This window comes from Mumia sp. ZJ430, from assembly GCF_011751845.1.
Classification (GTDB): domain Bacteria; phylum Actinomycetota; class Actinomycetes; order Propionibacteriales; family Nocardioidaceae; genus Mumia.
Genome location: NZ_JAAHFK010000003.1, coordinates 362,056 through 376,627 on the forward strand (window position 1 = coordinate 362,056; position 14,572 = coordinate 376,627).

Here is a 14,572-nt window from a genome sequence, read left to right on the forward strand (position 1 = left end):
TCAGTCCTCCTTCTCGCCGCGCGTGCCAGCCGGCACGGCGGTCGTGACGGGCGGCTCACCCGGCATGGGGGGTACGGGGTATCCGCCGGCGAACGCGTCGCGCGACGGCTCCGGCTCCTCGGGCGAGCGCCGCTCGGGCAGGAACTGGACGACCAGCAGGGCCGCGACGACCACACCGGCGATGACGAGGATCATCGTCGGATCGAGGTCGCCGTCGGTGATCAGGCGGCGCATCACGCAGACCACGACGATCCATGCGAGCGAGACCGGGATCAGGACCTTCCAGCCGAACTTCATGAACTGGTCGTAGCGCATCCGCGGCAGCGAGCCCCGCAGCCAGATGAACACGAAGATGAACAGCAGCGTCTTGCCGAGGAACCACAGCACCGGCCAGTAGCCCTCGTTGGCGCCGTCGATCTGCGAGATGCCCCAGGGAGCCCTCCAGCCGCCGAGGAACATCGTCGTCGCGAGCGCCGAGACGGTCGCCATGTTGATGTACTCGGCGAGGAAGAACAGCGCGAACTTCAACGACGAGTATTCGGTGTGGAAGCCGCCGACGAGCTCGCCCTCGGCCTCCGGGAGGTCGAACGGCGCGCGGTTGGTCTCACCGACCATGGCGATCATGTAGATGAGGAACGACGGCAGCAGCGGGAGCGCGAACCACCCGTCTGCCGCCTGCGCGGCCACGATCTCCGACGTGGACATCGAGCCGGCGTAGATGAAGACGGTGACCAGGGACAGACCCATCGCGACCTCGTACGAGATCATCTGGGCCGAGGAGCGGATGCCGCCGAGCAGCGCATAGGTCGAGCCGGAGGACCAGCCGCCGAGCACGATGCCGTACACGCCGATCGAGGTGACGGCGAGGATGTAGAGCACCGCCACCGGCATGTCGGTGAGCTGGAGCGGTGTCTGGGTGTCGGTGAACGGGATCGTCACCTCGGGACCGAGCGGGATCACCGCCCAGGCGAGGAACGCCGGCACGGTCGCGATCACCGGGGCGATGAAGTAGACGACCTTGTGCGCGTTCTTCGGGAAGATCTCTTCCTTGAGCGCGAGCTTGACGCCGTCCGCGAGGCTCTGGAGGAGCCCGAACGGACCCCACACGTTGGGGCCGACGCGGTGCTGCATGCGCGCCACGACCCGCCGCTCGAACCAGATGTTGAACAGCGTGAAGACGACCAGCAGCACGAAGATGCAGAGGGCCTTGATCAGGACGACCCACCAGGCTTCGTTGCCGAAGAACTCGCTCACAGCTCGGACTCCTTGCTCTCGAACGCCGGGGCCGTCGACGGGTCGGCCGACTCGAGGGGTTCGAGCACCTCGGCGGGCTCGGCCGCCGTCCGGTCGTCCGGTCGGGCGTGCGGGGACCGTTCGAGCGTCACGACGTCTCCGTACGCGGCGCCGAGGATGCGTGGCAGCGACAAGCCGTTGGAGTTGGTCGGGGTCCAGACGACCCCGTCGGCGATGTCGGCCACCGCCACGGGGACCGCGACGGCACCCCGCTCCGTGCCGAGGACGACCTCGTCGCCGTCGTGCACGCCGATCGCGCGGGCCGTCGCGGCCGACACCAGCGCCACCGAGGGACGGGCCGTCGCCTGGTAGTGGCGGTCGCCGTCCTGGCCGCGGCCGTCGTCGATCAGCCGGCGCCAGGTGTCGAGGACGACCTCGCTCGGATCGGTGCGGGCGGCGCGTCCGGGGACGACCTCCGGCCGTGGCGCGCGGGCGCCGTCCCAGGCACCCAGCTCGTCGAGCTCGGCACCGGCGGCTCCCGTCGTACGGAATCCGAGGTCGCGGCCGGCGGCTTCGGCGATCCCGGCGAGGACACGGGTGTCCGACAGCGTGTTCGGCAGCGAGAAGACCTCGTCGAACGGCCGGCGACGACCCTCCCACGAGATGAACGATCCCGCCTTCTCGGAGGTCGAGGCGACCGGCAGCACCACGTCGGCGCGCTCGGTGACCGCGCTGGCGCGTACTTCGAGGCTGACCACGAAGCCCGCGGCGTCGAGCGCTTCGATCGCGCCCTGCGGGTCGGCGAGGTCGTCGACCTCAACACCGGCGACGAGGAGCGCACCGAGCTGCCCCGAGCGTGCGGCGGCCAAGATCTCGTCGGTGCTGCGACCTGGGGACGAGGGCACGGACGCGACACCCCAGGCGGCGGCCAGGTCGGCGCGTGCCTCGGCGTCGGCGACCGGGCGACCGCCCGGCAGGAGGTGAGGCAGACAGCCGGCGTCGACCGCACCGCGGTCACCGGCGCGGCGCGGGACCCACGCCAGGCGGGCGCCGGCGCGGCGGGCGGCGACGAGCGCGGTGGAGAACGCGCCCTCGACGCTCGCGAGCCGCTCGCCGAGGAGCACGATCGTGCCGGTCTCGAGACCGGCCTCGCCGAGCGCCTTGGCCTCGTCGCCCGGCACCGTACGGACCAGGCGTCCGCCCGTCTTCTCGAGCGCCCGCGTCGCGTGGCTGGCCAGCGCGACGACCTCGGTGCCGTTCTTGCGCCACGCCTTGCGCAGCCGCAGGAAGATCGTGGCTGCCTCGTCCTCGGGCTCCAGACCGACGAGCACGACCTTGCGGGCCGCCTCCAGGTCGGAGTAGGTGACCCCGAGCCCGGTGCCGGCCACCGCATGGGCCAGGAACGCCGCCTCCTCCTCGGAGTGCGGGCGGGCACGGAAGTCGATGTCGTTGGTGCCGAGCACCGTGCGTGCGAGCTTGGAGTATGCGTACGCGTCCTCGAGCGGGAGCCTCCCGCCGGTGAGGACGCCGACCCCGCCCGCAGCCCTCAGCAGCCCACGGGCGGCGGCGGCGAACGCGGCCGGCCACGACGCGGGCTCCAACGCACCCGTCTCGGGATCGCGGACGAGCGGCCGGGTCAGGCGGTCGGGCTGGCGGTCGTACGCGAACGCGAAGCGGTCCTTGTCGCTGATCCACTCCTCGTTGACCTCGGGGGCGTCGCCGGCGAGACGGCGCAGCACCTTCCCGCGCCGGTGGTCCACCCGGATCGCGGCACCGCAGGCGTCGTGCTCGGCCACCGACGGCGTCGACACGAGGTCGAACGGCCGCGAGCGGAACCGGTAGGCGGTGCTCGTCAGCGCACCGACCGGACAGATCTGGATCGTGTTGCCGGAGAAGTACGACGAGAAGGGCTCGTTCTCGTAGATCGCGACCTGCTGGAGCGCGCCGCGCTCGGCCATCGCGATGAACGGGTCACCGGCGATCTGCTCGGAGAAGCGCGTGCAGCGGGCGCAGAGGATGCAGCGCTCGCGGTCGAGAAGGATCTGCTGCGAGATGCTCAGCGGCTTGGGATAGGTGCGCTTGGTCTCTTCGAAGCGCGTCTCGCCCTGCCCGTGGCTGAGCGCCTGGTTCTGGAGGGGGCACTCGCCGCCCTTGTCGCACATCGGGCAGTCGAGCGGGTGGTTGATCAGGAGGAACTCCATGATCCCGGTCTGCGCCTTGTCGGCCACCGGCGACGTCACCTGCGTCTTGACGACCATGCCCGGCGACACCGGGAGCGTGCACGACGCCTGCGGCTTGGGGAAGCCGCGCCCGTTGCCGGCGTCGGGGACGTCGACCAGGCACTGGCGGCACGCGCCGACCGGAGCCAGCAGCGGGTGGTCGCAGAAGCGCGGGATCTCGACGCCGATCAGCTCGGCCGCACGGATCACGAGCGTGCCCTCGGGGACGCTCACCTCGACGTCGTCGATCGTCAGCGAGACGAGGTTCTGGTCAACGAGCTCTGCTCCGGAGTCGTTGTCCTGGGTGACGGTCATGCCGAGACTCCCTTCCAGGCGGTGGACGCCACGTACGGGAACAGGTCCCATGCCGGCGTGTGCATCCCGGCCTCGAACTCGTCGCGGAAGTGCTCGATGGCCGAGGTGATCGGGCTGGTCGCTCCGTCTCCCAGCGCACAGAACGCCCGCCCGAGGATGTTGTCGCACTGGTCGAGGAGGAGCTCGATGTCACCCTCCGTGCCCTTGCCGGCCTCGAGCCGCTCGAGGGTCTGCACCAGCCACCACGTGCCTTCGCGGCAGGGCGTGCACTTGCCGCAGGACTCGTGCTTGTAGAACTCGGTCCACCGCAGCACGCAGCGGACCACCGAGGTCGTCTGATCGAACAGCTGCAGCGCCTTCGTGCCCAGCATCGACCCGGCTCCGGCGACTCCCTCGTAGTCGAGGGGCACGTCGAGGTGGGCGGCGGTGAGCAGCGGGGTCGAGGAGCCTCCCGGCGTCCAGAACTTCAGCTCGGATCCCTCACGCATGCCGCCCGACATGTCGAGGAGCTCGCGCAGGGTGATACCGAGCGGCGCCTCGTACTGGCCGGGGTTCTTCACGTGGCCCGAGAGCGAGTAGATCGTCATGCCCTTGGACTTCTCGGTGCCCATGGACCCGAACCAGTCGGCACCACGCTCGACGATGCACGGCACCGATGCGATCGATTCGACGTTGTTGATCACGGTCGGCGCGGCGTACAGGCCTGCGACGGCGGGGAACGGCGGGCGCAGCCGCGGTTGGCCGCGACGCCCCTCGAGGGAGTCGAGGAGCGCGGTCTCCTCACCGCAGATGTAGGCCCCGGCGCCGGCGTGGACCACCACGTCGATGTCGATCCCCGAGCCGAAGACGTCCTTGCCGAGCACCCCGGCCGCGTACGCCTCCGCGACCGCGGCCTGCAGCCTGCGGATGACGTGCAGGACCTCGCCGCGCACGTAGATGAACGCGTTCTTGGCGCGGATCGCATGGCACGTGATCGCCACCCCCTCGATCAGGGTGTGCGGCGTGGCCATCATCAGCGGGATGTCCTTGCACGTGCCCGGCTCGGACTCGTCGGCGTTGACCACGAGGTAGTGCGGCTTGACGGTGCCGTCGGGCTCGGGCCCCTGCGGGATAAAGCCCCACTTCATGCCGGTGGGGAAGCCCGCCCCGCCGCGGCCGCGCAGGCCGGAGTCCTTGACGAGGGCGATCACCTCGTCGGGATCCATGCGCAGGGCCGCGCGCAGCCCGGCGTAGTCGCCGTACGAGTCGAGAGTCCAGGAGCGCTCGTGGTCCCAGTCCTTGGTGAGGACGGGAGTGAGAGGTGCGACGGTCATTCGGTGTCCTCCGCTTCCTCGCGCTGCGCGGGCGGGGTCGTGCTGTCGTCGACCAACGTCTCGGACTCGGCCCGGCGGGTGTCGGCCTGCGCGACGGCGGCCTCGGCATCCTCCGCCGGTCGAGCCTGTCGAGATCCGTCCTCTCCCGGCGCGACCCACCCTCGCTCGTGCGCCAGCCGCAGCCCGGCCAGCGACGGGTCACCGGCGGACGGTCCCTCGTCGGCACGCCCGTCGGGGAAGCCCGCGAGCACCCGCTCGGCCTCGCGCCACGTCGTGATGCGGGCGCCGCGGGTCGCCGTACGGGGCGTGCCGGCGCGCAGGTCGTCGACGAGCTCGACGGCGGAGTCGGGCGTCTGGTTGTCGAAGAACTCCCAGTTGACCGTCATCACCGGCGCGTAGTCGCAGGCGGCGTTGCACTCGATGTGCTCGAGCGTCACCTTGCCGTCGGCCGTGCGCTCGTCGTTGCCGACACCGAGGTGCTCGCGCAGGCGGGAGAAGATCGCGTCGCCGCCCATCACCGCGCACAGCGTGTTGGTGCAGACGCCGACGTGGTAGTCGCCGACCTCGCGCCGCTTGTACATCGTGTAGAAGGTCGCGACCCCGTTCACCTCGGCGGTCGAGATGTCGAGCAGCTCAGCGCAGAGCTCGATCGCCTCCGGGGTCACCCGGCCCTCGACCGACTGTGTGAGGTGCAGCATCGGCAGCAGGGCCGAACGCTTCTGCGGGTAGCGGGCGATGATCGCCTGCAGGTCGTCGCGTACGTGGGCGGAGTCCAGGCTGCTCATCGGTCCACGCCTCCCATCACCGGGTCGAGGCTGGCGATCGCGACGATGACGTCCGCGAGCATGCCGCCCTCGGACATCGCGGCGGTCGCCTGCAGGTTGCTGAAGGACGGGTCGCGGAAGTGCGCCCGGTAGGGCCGTGTCCCGCCGTCGGAGACGAGGTGGCACGCGAGCTCGCCGCGGGGCGACTCGACGCTCGTGTAGACCTGCCCGGCCGGAACGCGGAAGCCCTCTGTGACCAGCTTGAAGTGGTGGATCAGCGCCTCCATGGACTCGCCCATGATGTGGCGGATGTGCTCCAGGGAGTTGCCCTGACCGTCAGGGCCGACCGACAGCTGCGCGGGCCAGGCGATCTTCTTGTCGGCGACCATGACCGGGGCGCCCTCGAGCGTACGGAGCCGCGCCACGCACTGCTCGACGATGCGCAGCGACTGGTCCATCTCGTCCAGGCGGATGCGGAAGCGTCCGTACGCGTCGGGCTCGTCGCGGGTGATGACGTCGAAGTCGTACGTCTCGTAACCGCTGTAGGGCTGCTTCTTGCGCAGGTCCCAGTCGTAGCCGGTCGAGCGCAGCGCCGGTCCGGTGACGCCGAGCGCGAGGCAGCCGGCGAGGTCGAGGTAGCCGACCTCCTTGAGGCGGCCCTTGAAAATCGGGTTCTGGTTGCACAGCGCGGCGAGCTCGGGGAGCCGCTTGCGCATGAGCGCCACGAACCGGTCGACTGCGTCGAGTCCGCCGTCGGGGACGTCCTGCGAGACGCCGCCGGGGCGGAGGTAGGCCGAGTTCATCCGCAGCCCCGAGAACAGCTCGAACAGGTCGAGGCACAGCTCGCGCTCACGGAAGCCGACCGTCATCACGGTGAGGGCGCCGATCTCCATGCCACCGGTGGCGAGCGCGACGAGGTGCGAGGAGATCCGGTTGACCTCCATCATCATCACGCGCAGGACGGAGGCCTTCTCGGGGACCTGGTCGGTGATGCCGAGGAGCTTCTCGACCCCGAGGACGAAGGCGGCCTCGTTGTACATCGGCGACAGGTAGTCCATGCGGGTGCAGAACGTCACGCCCTGCGTCCAGCTGCGGTACTCCATGTTCTTCTCGATGCCGGTGTGCAGGTAGCCGATGCCGCAACGGGCCTCGGTCACCGACTCGCCCTCGATCTCGAGGATCAGCCGGAGCACGCCGTGCGTCGACGGGTGCTGCGGGCCCATGTTGACGACGATGCGCTCGGACGCGTCGGGGTCGACGCCCGCGACCACGTCGTCCCAGTCCTGACCGGTGACGGTGAAGACCGGGCCGGCCGTCGTGTCCTGGCTCTGTGCGTACGGGTCGGCGCTGGCGCCGGTGTCTGTGGTGCTCACGAGTACGACCTCCGCTCGTCCGGCGGTGGGATGGTTGCGCCCTTGTACTCGACGGGGATTCCGCCGAGCGGGTAGTCCTTGCGCTGGGGGTGCCCCGGCCAGTCGTCTGGCATGAGGATCCGGGTCAGGGCCGGGTGGCCGTCGAAGATGATCCCGAAGAAGTCGTAGGTCTCGCGCTCGTGCCAGTCGGCGGTCGGGTAGACGGCGACGACGGACTCGATGTGCGGATCGGACTCCGGGGCGGCGACCTCCAGGCGGATGCGCCTGTTGTGGGTCATTGACAGCAGGTGGTAGACGGCGTGCAGCTCGCGGCCGATCTCATGCGGGTAGTGCACGCCGGAGATGCCGCTGCACAGCTCGTAGCGCAGGAGGGCGTCGTCGCGCAGGTGCTGGCACACCTCGCGGACGCGCGTGCGGTGGAGGTGCAGCGTGACCTCGTCGCGGTCGACGACCACGGACTCGATCGCACCCTCACCGATCGTCTCGCCGAGGAGAGCCTCGAGCCGGTCGGCGAGGTCGTCGTACCAGCCGCCGAACGGACGACGCGAGGCCGCCGGCATCGCGACGGGGCGCTGCAGACCGCCGTAGCCGGACGTGTCGCCGGTGCCGTCGACGCCGAACATACCCTCGCGGACCTCGACGACCTCGAGGATCCGCGCCTGCGACGGGACGACCTCCTCGCCGCCCCCGCTGGTTGAGCCGCCCCCGCTGGTTGAGCCTGTCGAAACCCCGCTCATCGCAGCAGCCCCTTCATCGCCGACGTCGGGACGGCCTCGAGGGCGATCTTCTCGTCGGAGGCGATCTCGGCCACACGGTGCGCACCGAGCTTGGTGTGCTGGATCTTGTCGTGGAGCTTCATGATCGCGTCGATGAGCATCTCCGGGCGCGGCGGACAACCGGGCAGGTACATGTCGACCGGGACGACGTGGTCGACGCCCTGGACGATCGCGTAGTTGTTGAACATCCCGCCCGAGCTCGCGCAGACGCCCATCGCGAGGACGTACTTGGGGCCGGCCATCTGGTCGTAGATCTGCCGCAGAACCGGCGCCATCTTCTGGCTGACGCGGCCCGCGACGATCATCAGGTCGGCCTGGCGCGGCGAGGCGCGGAAGACCTCCATGCCGAAGCGCGACGAGTCGTACTTCGGCGCGCCGAACTCCATCATCTCGATCGCGCAGCAGGCGAGGCCGAACGTGGCCGGCCAGAACGACGCCTTGCGGAAGTAGCCCGCGAGTCCCTCGACTGTCGTCAGCAGGACTCCACTCGGGAGCTTCTCCTCCAGACCCATGTCAGTCCCACTCCAGTCCGCCGCGGCGCCAGACGTAGACGTACGCGACGAAGACCGTCGCGATGAACAGCAGCATCTCGACGATGCCGAACCAGCCGAGAAGGTCGAACTCCACCGCGAAGGGGTAGAGGAAGATGATCTCCACGTCGAAGACGATGAAGAGCATCGCGGTGATGAAGTACTTCACCGGGACGCGTCCACCGCCCGCCGCCTGGGGCGACGGCTCGATGCCGCACTCGTACGAGTCGACCTTGGCGCGGTTGTAGCGCTTCGGCCCCGTGATCGGAGCGATCAGCACGGAGAAAACCGCGAATGCTCCCGAGATGGCGGCGAGCACCAGAATCGGGGTGTACTCGGTCACCGCATCCTCCCTTCGTGAAAACCTTCACGAGCCTGTCCACAGGCTCTCACGGTCGGTGAGATCCTGTGTTTCCCGTCACTATGCCACGGGCGCAGGACACTCACGACAGGGGGTGGTGAAGGTCGCAGGACTCCCCTGCGAACGCCGTCCGACCTGCGATTTCGCGCGGAATACATTGCGTAATTCAGCACGCGTACGGGGGCGCGGAAACACCCTCCGTACGACGTCGGAGGGTGGCATGCGGCGCGGAGGTCAGCCATTGGTCGCGGTGTGGAGCGCGACGATGCCGCCGGAGAGGTTCTCCCAGCGCACGGGCCCCCACCCGGACTCGGCGATGACCTTGGCGAGCCCGAGCTGGTCGGGCCACGACATGATCGACTCGGCGAGATAGACGTACGAGTCGGGGTTCGACGACACCGCACGGGCGGCCGGCGGGAGCGCGCGCATCAGGTACTCGAGGTAGACCTTGCGGAACGGCGCGAACGTCGGGTGGCTGAACTCGCAGACCACCAGACGCCCACCCGGCCTGGTCACGCGCAGCATCTCCTCGAGGGCCACCGCGGGCTCGTGGACGTTGCGCAGACCGAACGAGATCGTCACGGCGTCGAACGTCTCGTCGGCGAACGGCAGACGCATCCCGTCGCCCGCGGTGAACGGCAGGGCGGAGTGGTGACGCTTGCCCTCGCGGAGCATCCCGAGGCTGAAGTCGCACGGGACGACGTACGCCCCGTCGTCGGCGAACGGCACCGACGAGGTGCCGGTGCCTGCCGCGAGGTCGAGCACCTTCTCCCCCGTACGGGCGCCCACGAGCGCGCGGACGCGGCGGCGCCACGCCCGGTCCTGCCCCAGCGACAACACGTCGTTGGTCAGGTCGTAGCGACGTGCGACGGCGTCGAACATCGACGCGACCTCGTGGGGCTGCTTGTCCAGGCTCGCTCGGCTCACGTGCCCAACTGTGTCACGCACCGCGACGCTCGCGATGCCACGGGTCGTACCCTGGCAGACGTGACCGACACCGTCGTGCCCCTCCAGGGACCGCTCCGTCTCGTGGCGCAGACGGTCCCGCTCGCCCCCTCCACGCTGGACGGCGTCCCGCTCGTGAACCTGCTCCCCTCCGACGGCGCGCTGGCCTGGGTGCGCGACGGCGACGGGCTCGTCGCGTGGGGCGAGGCCGCCCGGGTCGAGACCACCGGGGCGCAGCGTTTCGCCGACGCGAGCGCGTGGTGGCGCGAGATCTCCGCCCACGCCGTCGTCCGCGACAAGGTCCAGGTCGCCGGGAGCGGCCTCGTGGCGTTCGGGTCCTTCGCCTTCGCCGACGCCTCGGGTGCCACCCGCGGGCGCGCGGACGGGAGCTCGGTCCTCGTGGTGCCGAGCGTCGTCGTCGGACGCCGTGGCGGCACGGCCTGGGTCACGACGATCCGCGAGTCCGCGCTGGCGACCGCTCCGCAGCTGCGGGCCACCGAGGATCCCGTCGCCCCCGAGGACGTCGCGTTCGCCGACGGCTCGACCTCGGGCGCGCAGTGGGAGTCGATCGTGTCCGAGGCCGTCCGCCGCATCGAGGCCGGCGACCTCGACAAGGTGGTCCTCGCACGCGACCTCGTGGCCGAGCTCGCCGCTCCCCTAGACGTCCGCGCTCCGCTGCGACGGCTCGCCGCGTCGTACCCGAACTGCTGGACGTTCCACGTCGACCGCCTCTTCGGCGCCACGCCGGAGATGCTCGTACGGCGCGAACGCGGCCTCGTCACCTCGCGGGTGCTGGCCGGCACGATCCGGCGCACCGGCGACGACTCCCGTGACCTCGCGCTCGCGGGCTCGCTGGCGCGCTCGAGCAAGGACCTCGAGGAGCACGAGTACGCGGTGCGCTCGGTCGCCGACGCCCTCGAGCCGTACTGCTCGTCGATGAACGTGCCCGAGGCACCGTTCGTCCTCCACCTCCCCAACGTCATGCACCTGGCGACCGACGTCGCGGGCGTCGTGGACGCCGAGCGCGAGACGGCGACCGCGCTCGACCTCGCGGCCGCCCTCCACCCGTCGGCGGCGGTCGGCGGCACCCCGCGCGCCGACGCGCTCGCGCTCATCGACGAGATCGAGAAGCTCGACCGCGGCCGCTACGCCGCACCGGTCGGATGGATCGATGCCGACGGTGACGGCGAGTGGGGCATCGCCCTGCGCTCGGCGGAGTACGACGGAGCACGGGTCCGGCTGTTCGCGGGGTGCGGGATCGTCGCCGACTCCGACCCGGAGGCCGAGCTCGCGGAGTCGCAGGCCAAGCTCGTCCCGGTCCGCGACGCCCTCGCAGGGACCGAGGGCTCCTAGCCGAAGAGCCCGGCGAGGTCGTCGGCGGTCAGGCCCCCGGAGGACGCGCCACCGTCGAGGACGCTCGCGACGAGCTCGGCTTTGCGCGCCTTGAGCTCGACGACCTTCTCCTCGATCGTGCCGGTGGCGACGAGCCGGTAGACCATGACCGGCGACTCCTGCCCGATCCGGTGGGCGCGGTCGACGGCCTGCGCCTCGACCGCGGGGTTCCACCAGGGATCGAGGACGAAGACGTAGTCGGCCTCGGTGAGGGTGAGACCGACGCCTCCCGCCTTGAGGCTGATGAGGAACACCGGCTGGTCGCCGGCCTTGAACCCGTCGATGGCGGCAGCCCGGTCACGGGTGCTGCCGTCGAGGTAGGACGTCGTGAGGCCCTCACGCTCCAGCCGATCCTGGACACGCCTCAGGAACGACGTGAACTGGCTGAAGACCAGGGCCCGGTGCCCCTCGGCGGCAAGCTCGCGCACGTGCTCGACGAGCAGGTCGAGCTTGGCGGACCCGACGGAGTCGTACGCGGCGTCGACCAGGCCGGGGTCGAGGCTGAGCTGCCGCAGGCGGGTCAGGGCCGCGAAGATCGTGATCCGGTGACGCCGCAGTGCGACCTCGTCGTCGCCGGCCTCCTCGAGAAGCCCGAGGATGCGCTGACGCTCACGCTGCAGGTGGGTGTCGTAGATCTTGCGGTGGCGCGCCGACAGGGCGACCTCGAGAACCTGCTCCTGCTTGGGCGGGAGGTCGGACGCGACAAGGTCCTTGGTGCGGCGCAGGAGGACCGGACGGATCCGCCGCTGCAGCATCGCCAGCAGGTCGGCGTCGCCGCCCTTCTCGATCGGATGGGCGACGGTCTTGGCGAACTGCAGCGGGTAGGGGAAGAGCCCGGGCGCGGTCAGCGAGAGGAGCGACCACAGCTCCATCAGGTCGTTCTCGACCGGTGTGCCGGTGATCGCCAGCGAGAACGGCGCCTCGACCCGGCGTACGGCCTGATAGGTCTTGCCGCGGTGGTTCTTGACCGCCTGCGCCTCGTCGAGGATGCGGCCGGACCACGCGAGGCGGGTGTACGCGTCGACCTCGAGCCGCAGCAGCGTGTAGGACGTGACGACGAGGTCGGCTCCGGCCGCCACGTCGCTCAGCGGCTGGGAGCGCCGCGCGGCGGACTCGGTGACCGTACGGACCTCGAGGTCGGGCGCGAACGTCGCGGCCTCGCTCGCCCACGTGCCGACGACGCTGGTCGGCGCGACCACCAGGAACGGCGGCGCGTCGGGCTCGCGCTCACGGGCGTGGGCGATCAGCGCGAGGGTCTGCAGCGTCTTGCCGAGGCCCATGTCGTCGGCGAGGATGCCGCCGAGGCCGTGCTCGGCGAGGAATGCGAGCCACGAGAAGCCCTCGCGCTGGTAGGGGCGCAGCGTCGCCTTGAGACCGACCGGCGGCGCGACGTCCGGGACGCCGTCCTGGCCGACGAGCGTGCGGGCGAGCGCGACCCAGCGTGCCGCCTCGACGTCGACGACGCCGAGCTCACCGAGCTCGTCCCAGAGGTCGAAGGCCTGCGTGGCGAGGCTCATGGTCGCGACGTCACGGGGTCGGTCGTCGAGGGCGCGGGCGTCGGCGAGCATCCGCGCGAGCGCGTCGAGCTCGGGATGGTCGACGCTCACGTAGAGGTAGGTGCCCTTGGGCTCGGTCTTGTGCAGCAGCACCTTGTCCTGGCCGGTCGCGATCGCCTCGATGATCGTCGCGAGCCCGACCTGGCGGCCGCCGATCGTGACCACGACCTCGAGGTCGAGCCAGTCCGTACGGCCGGAGGGCGCGGGCGCCGACGTGAACTGGATCTCGGGCTTGCCGACGACCTCGCGGAACTGCGGCTGGCCGTCGGTGTGGACCTCGAAGGCGGGGTGGTCGCGGAGACCGGGGAGGACGTCCTCGGCGAAGCGGACCGCGTCCATCTCGCGCAGGACGAGCTCGGGGTACGGACGGGGGCCCACCGTGGTCGTACGGAGGAGCAGGACGGCGGCGTCGTCCTCGAGCGCGAGGCGGTCGAGGGAGATGCGCTCGAGGTCGGCGTCGCGCATGCCGTAAGGGGCGGGCTCCTCGTCGAGAGCGAACACGCGCACGGTCTGGCCCGTCGCGAGGGAGCGGTAGTGCCACGCCCACGACAGGCGCACCTCGTGGCCGTCCACCCAGGTCAGCGCGAGGACGAGGTGGGGAGCGGGTGGCTCGGGCACCTGGACGGAGTCGTCGCGCGAGGTCACCTCGACGAGCCTGCGGACGCGAGGGAGATAGGTGTGGAGGAGGTCGGCCATGCCCTCACGCGGCACGGCGACCGTGCGGCCGGTCAGGAACAGCTCACGCACCGCGGCCGTCGGCGCACGGTCGAGCGGGGCGAGCGTGACCACGGCGTCGTCGCCTTCGCCCTCCCACAGCGCGACTCCGTGCTCGGGCGACCCGAGCAACGTCGCGTCCTCCGCGGGGACCCACGAGCCGCCGACCCCGGCACCGGCGAGGAGGACCGCTCCCCCACCACCGTCGGCACGGGCATCCATCGACAGCCGCGCCGGCTGCGACGCGACACGCAGCTCGGCGAACCCTGACGCGACGAGCGGCAACCCCACCTCGTGGGCCTCGCGCAGGAGCCGCCACAGGGAGGCGCCGAGCTTGGCGAGCGGGAGGTTGTCCTCGGACCCGAACCCGTACGACATCCGAGCTCGATGGGTGCCGTGGATGGCGCGGAGCACGTCGACGTGCTCGGGGACGTACCGGCCGTCGCGCGGGTCGGCGACGACGAGGTCGCGCCACTCGACGCCCTTCTTGATCCACTCGCCGCGTCGCCCGCGCGTGACCGGGCGCAGGTGCAGGGGCGAGCGCGCGGACGACGGGGCGCCGCGGCCGAACCGTCGCTCGTCGTGGCGGCGCGGGGCCACCTCGAAACGGAGCGCGAGCTCGCCGCTGGCACGGCGGCCGTCAGGCCCGGGCGAGGACGGGCCCTCGTCGACGTCGGCGACGAGCTCGTCGAGGATCCGCTCCCAGCTCGACCCCGGTGCTGCCGGGGCGGACGTCGGCGCGACCTCGCGTGCATGGGCCACCAGCACGGTCGCGACCGCGTGCTTGCAGAAGTGGCTGACCGGGCAGGAGCACGCCGTGTAGAGCTCGATCGGCGTGTCGTGGTCGCGCCGCGCGGAGACGACGGTCTGGTAGGTCGCGACGCCGCTGCCCGCCACGCTGCTCTGCAGGACGTAGCCGTCGCGGTTGCGGGCGACGTCGAGATCGATCACGTATCCCCCGCGGGCGTACGCCTTGCCGCGGTCGATGGTGCCCTCGTCCATGTGCCGACGCAGCAGTGCCAGGTCGGCGAGGTCGGCGAGGGTCAGCACCTGTCAAGACTAGGTCGCGCCCCTGACTACC

At 70.9% G+C, this 14,572-nt stretch carries 11 protein-coding genes; 1 reads left to right on the forward strand and 10 read right to left on the reverse strand.

Going from position 1 to position 14,572, the window contains the following annotated elements; genetic code table 11:
• From nuoH to HCT63_RS14000, 9 genes are all read right to left on the reverse strand, one after another.
• Positions 1-1,254, reverse strand: a complete 1,254-nt coding sequence (gene nuoH, locus HCT63_RS13960) for an NADH-quinone oxidoreductase subunit NuoH (protein ID WP_167005892.1) — start codon at positions 1,252-1,254, stop codon at positions 1-3.
• On the reverse strand, positions 1,251-3,767 hold the full coding sequence (locus tag HCT63_RS13965; RefSeq protein ID WP_167005895.1) for an NADH-quinone oxidoreductase subunit G: 2,517 nt from the start codon (positions 3,765-3,767) through the stop codon (positions 1,251-1,253). Before HCT63_RS13965 ends, nuoH begins: the two co-directional genes overlap by 4 nt.
• On the reverse strand, positions 3,764-5,080 hold the full coding sequence (nuoF, locus tag HCT63_RS13970) for an NADH-quinone oxidoreductase subunit NuoF (protein WP_167005898.1): 1,317 nt from the start codon (positions 5,078-5,080) through the stop codon (positions 3,764-3,766). Before nuoF ends, HCT63_RS13965 begins: the two co-directional genes overlap by 4 nt.
• A complete protein-coding gene (nuoE, locus tag HCT63_RS13975; protein ID WP_167005901.1) occupies positions 5,077-5,865 on the reverse strand; it encodes an NADH-quinone oxidoreductase subunit NuoE in 789 nt (262 codons plus the stop codon). Before nuoE ends, nuoF begins: the two co-directional genes overlap by 4 nt.
• Positions 5,862-7,217: an NADH-quinone oxidoreductase subunit D gene (locus tag HCT63_RS13980; RefSeq protein WP_167005904.1), complete on the reverse strand. Its 1,356-nt coding sequence runs from the start codon at positions 7,215-7,217 to the stop codon at positions 5,862-5,864. The genes nuoE and HCT63_RS13980 overlap by 4 nt, the downstream gene beginning before the upstream one ends.
• On the reverse strand, positions 7,214-7,840 hold the full coding sequence (locus HCT63_RS13985; protein WP_243843070.1) for an NADH-quinone oxidoreductase subunit C: 627 nt from the start codon (positions 7,838-7,840) through the stop codon (positions 7,214-7,216). Before HCT63_RS13985 ends, HCT63_RS13980 begins: the two co-directional genes overlap by 4 nt.
• 110 nt (positions 7,841-7,950) lie before the next feature.
• Entirely contained in the window at positions 7,951-8,505 is a 555-nt protein-coding gene (locus tag HCT63_RS13990; protein ID WP_167005910.1) for an NADH-quinone oxidoreductase subunit B, read from the reverse strand.
• A 1-nt stretch (position 8,506) separates the two neighbouring features.
• Complete coding sequence (locus HCT63_RS13995) at positions 8,507-8,866, reverse strand: NADH-quinone oxidoreductase subunit A (RefSeq protein WP_167005913.1); 360 nt, start codon at positions 8,864-8,866, stop codon at positions 8,507-8,509.
• 252 nt (positions 8,867-9,118) lie between these two features.
• Positions 9,119-9,811, reverse strand: a complete 693-nt coding sequence (locus HCT63_RS14000; protein ID WP_167005915.1) for a demethylmenaquinone methyltransferase — start codon at positions 9,809-9,811, stop codon at positions 9,119-9,121.
• A gap of 102 nt (positions 9,812-9,913) precedes the next feature.
• Here HCT63_RS14000 and HCT63_RS14005 point away from each other — a divergent pair, with 102 nt between their 5' ends.
• A complete protein-coding gene (locus tag HCT63_RS14005; protein WP_167007139.1) occupies positions 9,914-11,182 on the forward strand; it encodes an isochorismate synthase in 1,269 nt (422 codons plus the stop codon).
• On the opposite strand, the gene HCT63_RS14010 is transcribed toward HCT63_RS14005, so the two are convergent.
• Positions 11,179-14,541 (reverse strand): DEAD/DEAH box helicase, encoded by a 3,363-nt coding sequence (locus HCT63_RS14010; RefSeq protein WP_167005918.1) that lies wholly within the window; start codon positions 14,539-14,541, stop codon positions 11,179-11,181. The genes HCT63_RS14005 and HCT63_RS14010 overlap by 4 nt on opposite strands.
• Positions 14,542-14,572: the final 31 nt, after the last annotated feature.

Excerpts from the sequence above, each read along its gene's own strand:
- HCT63_RS13965 (WP_167005895.1), bottom strand. The coding sequence starts at position 3,767 with ATGACCGTCACCCAGGACAACGACTCCGGAGCAGAGCTCGTTGACCAG.
- nuoF (WP_167005898.1), bottom strand. The coding sequence starts at position 5,080 with ATGACCGTCGCACCTCTCACTCCCGTCCTCACCAAGGACTGGGACCAC.
- nuoE (WP_167005901.1), bottom strand. The coding sequence starts at position 5,865 with ATGAGCAGCCTGGACTCCGCCCACGTACGCGACGACCTGCAGGCGATC.
- HCT63_RS13985 (WP_243843070.1), bottom strand. The coding sequence starts at position 7,840 with ATGTTCGGCGTCGACGGCACCGGCGACACGTCCGGCTACGGCGGTCTG.
- HCT63_RS13990 (WP_167005910.1), bottom strand. The coding sequence starts at position 8,505 with ATGGGTCTGGAGGAGAAGCTCCCGAGTGGAGTCCTGCTGACGACAGTC.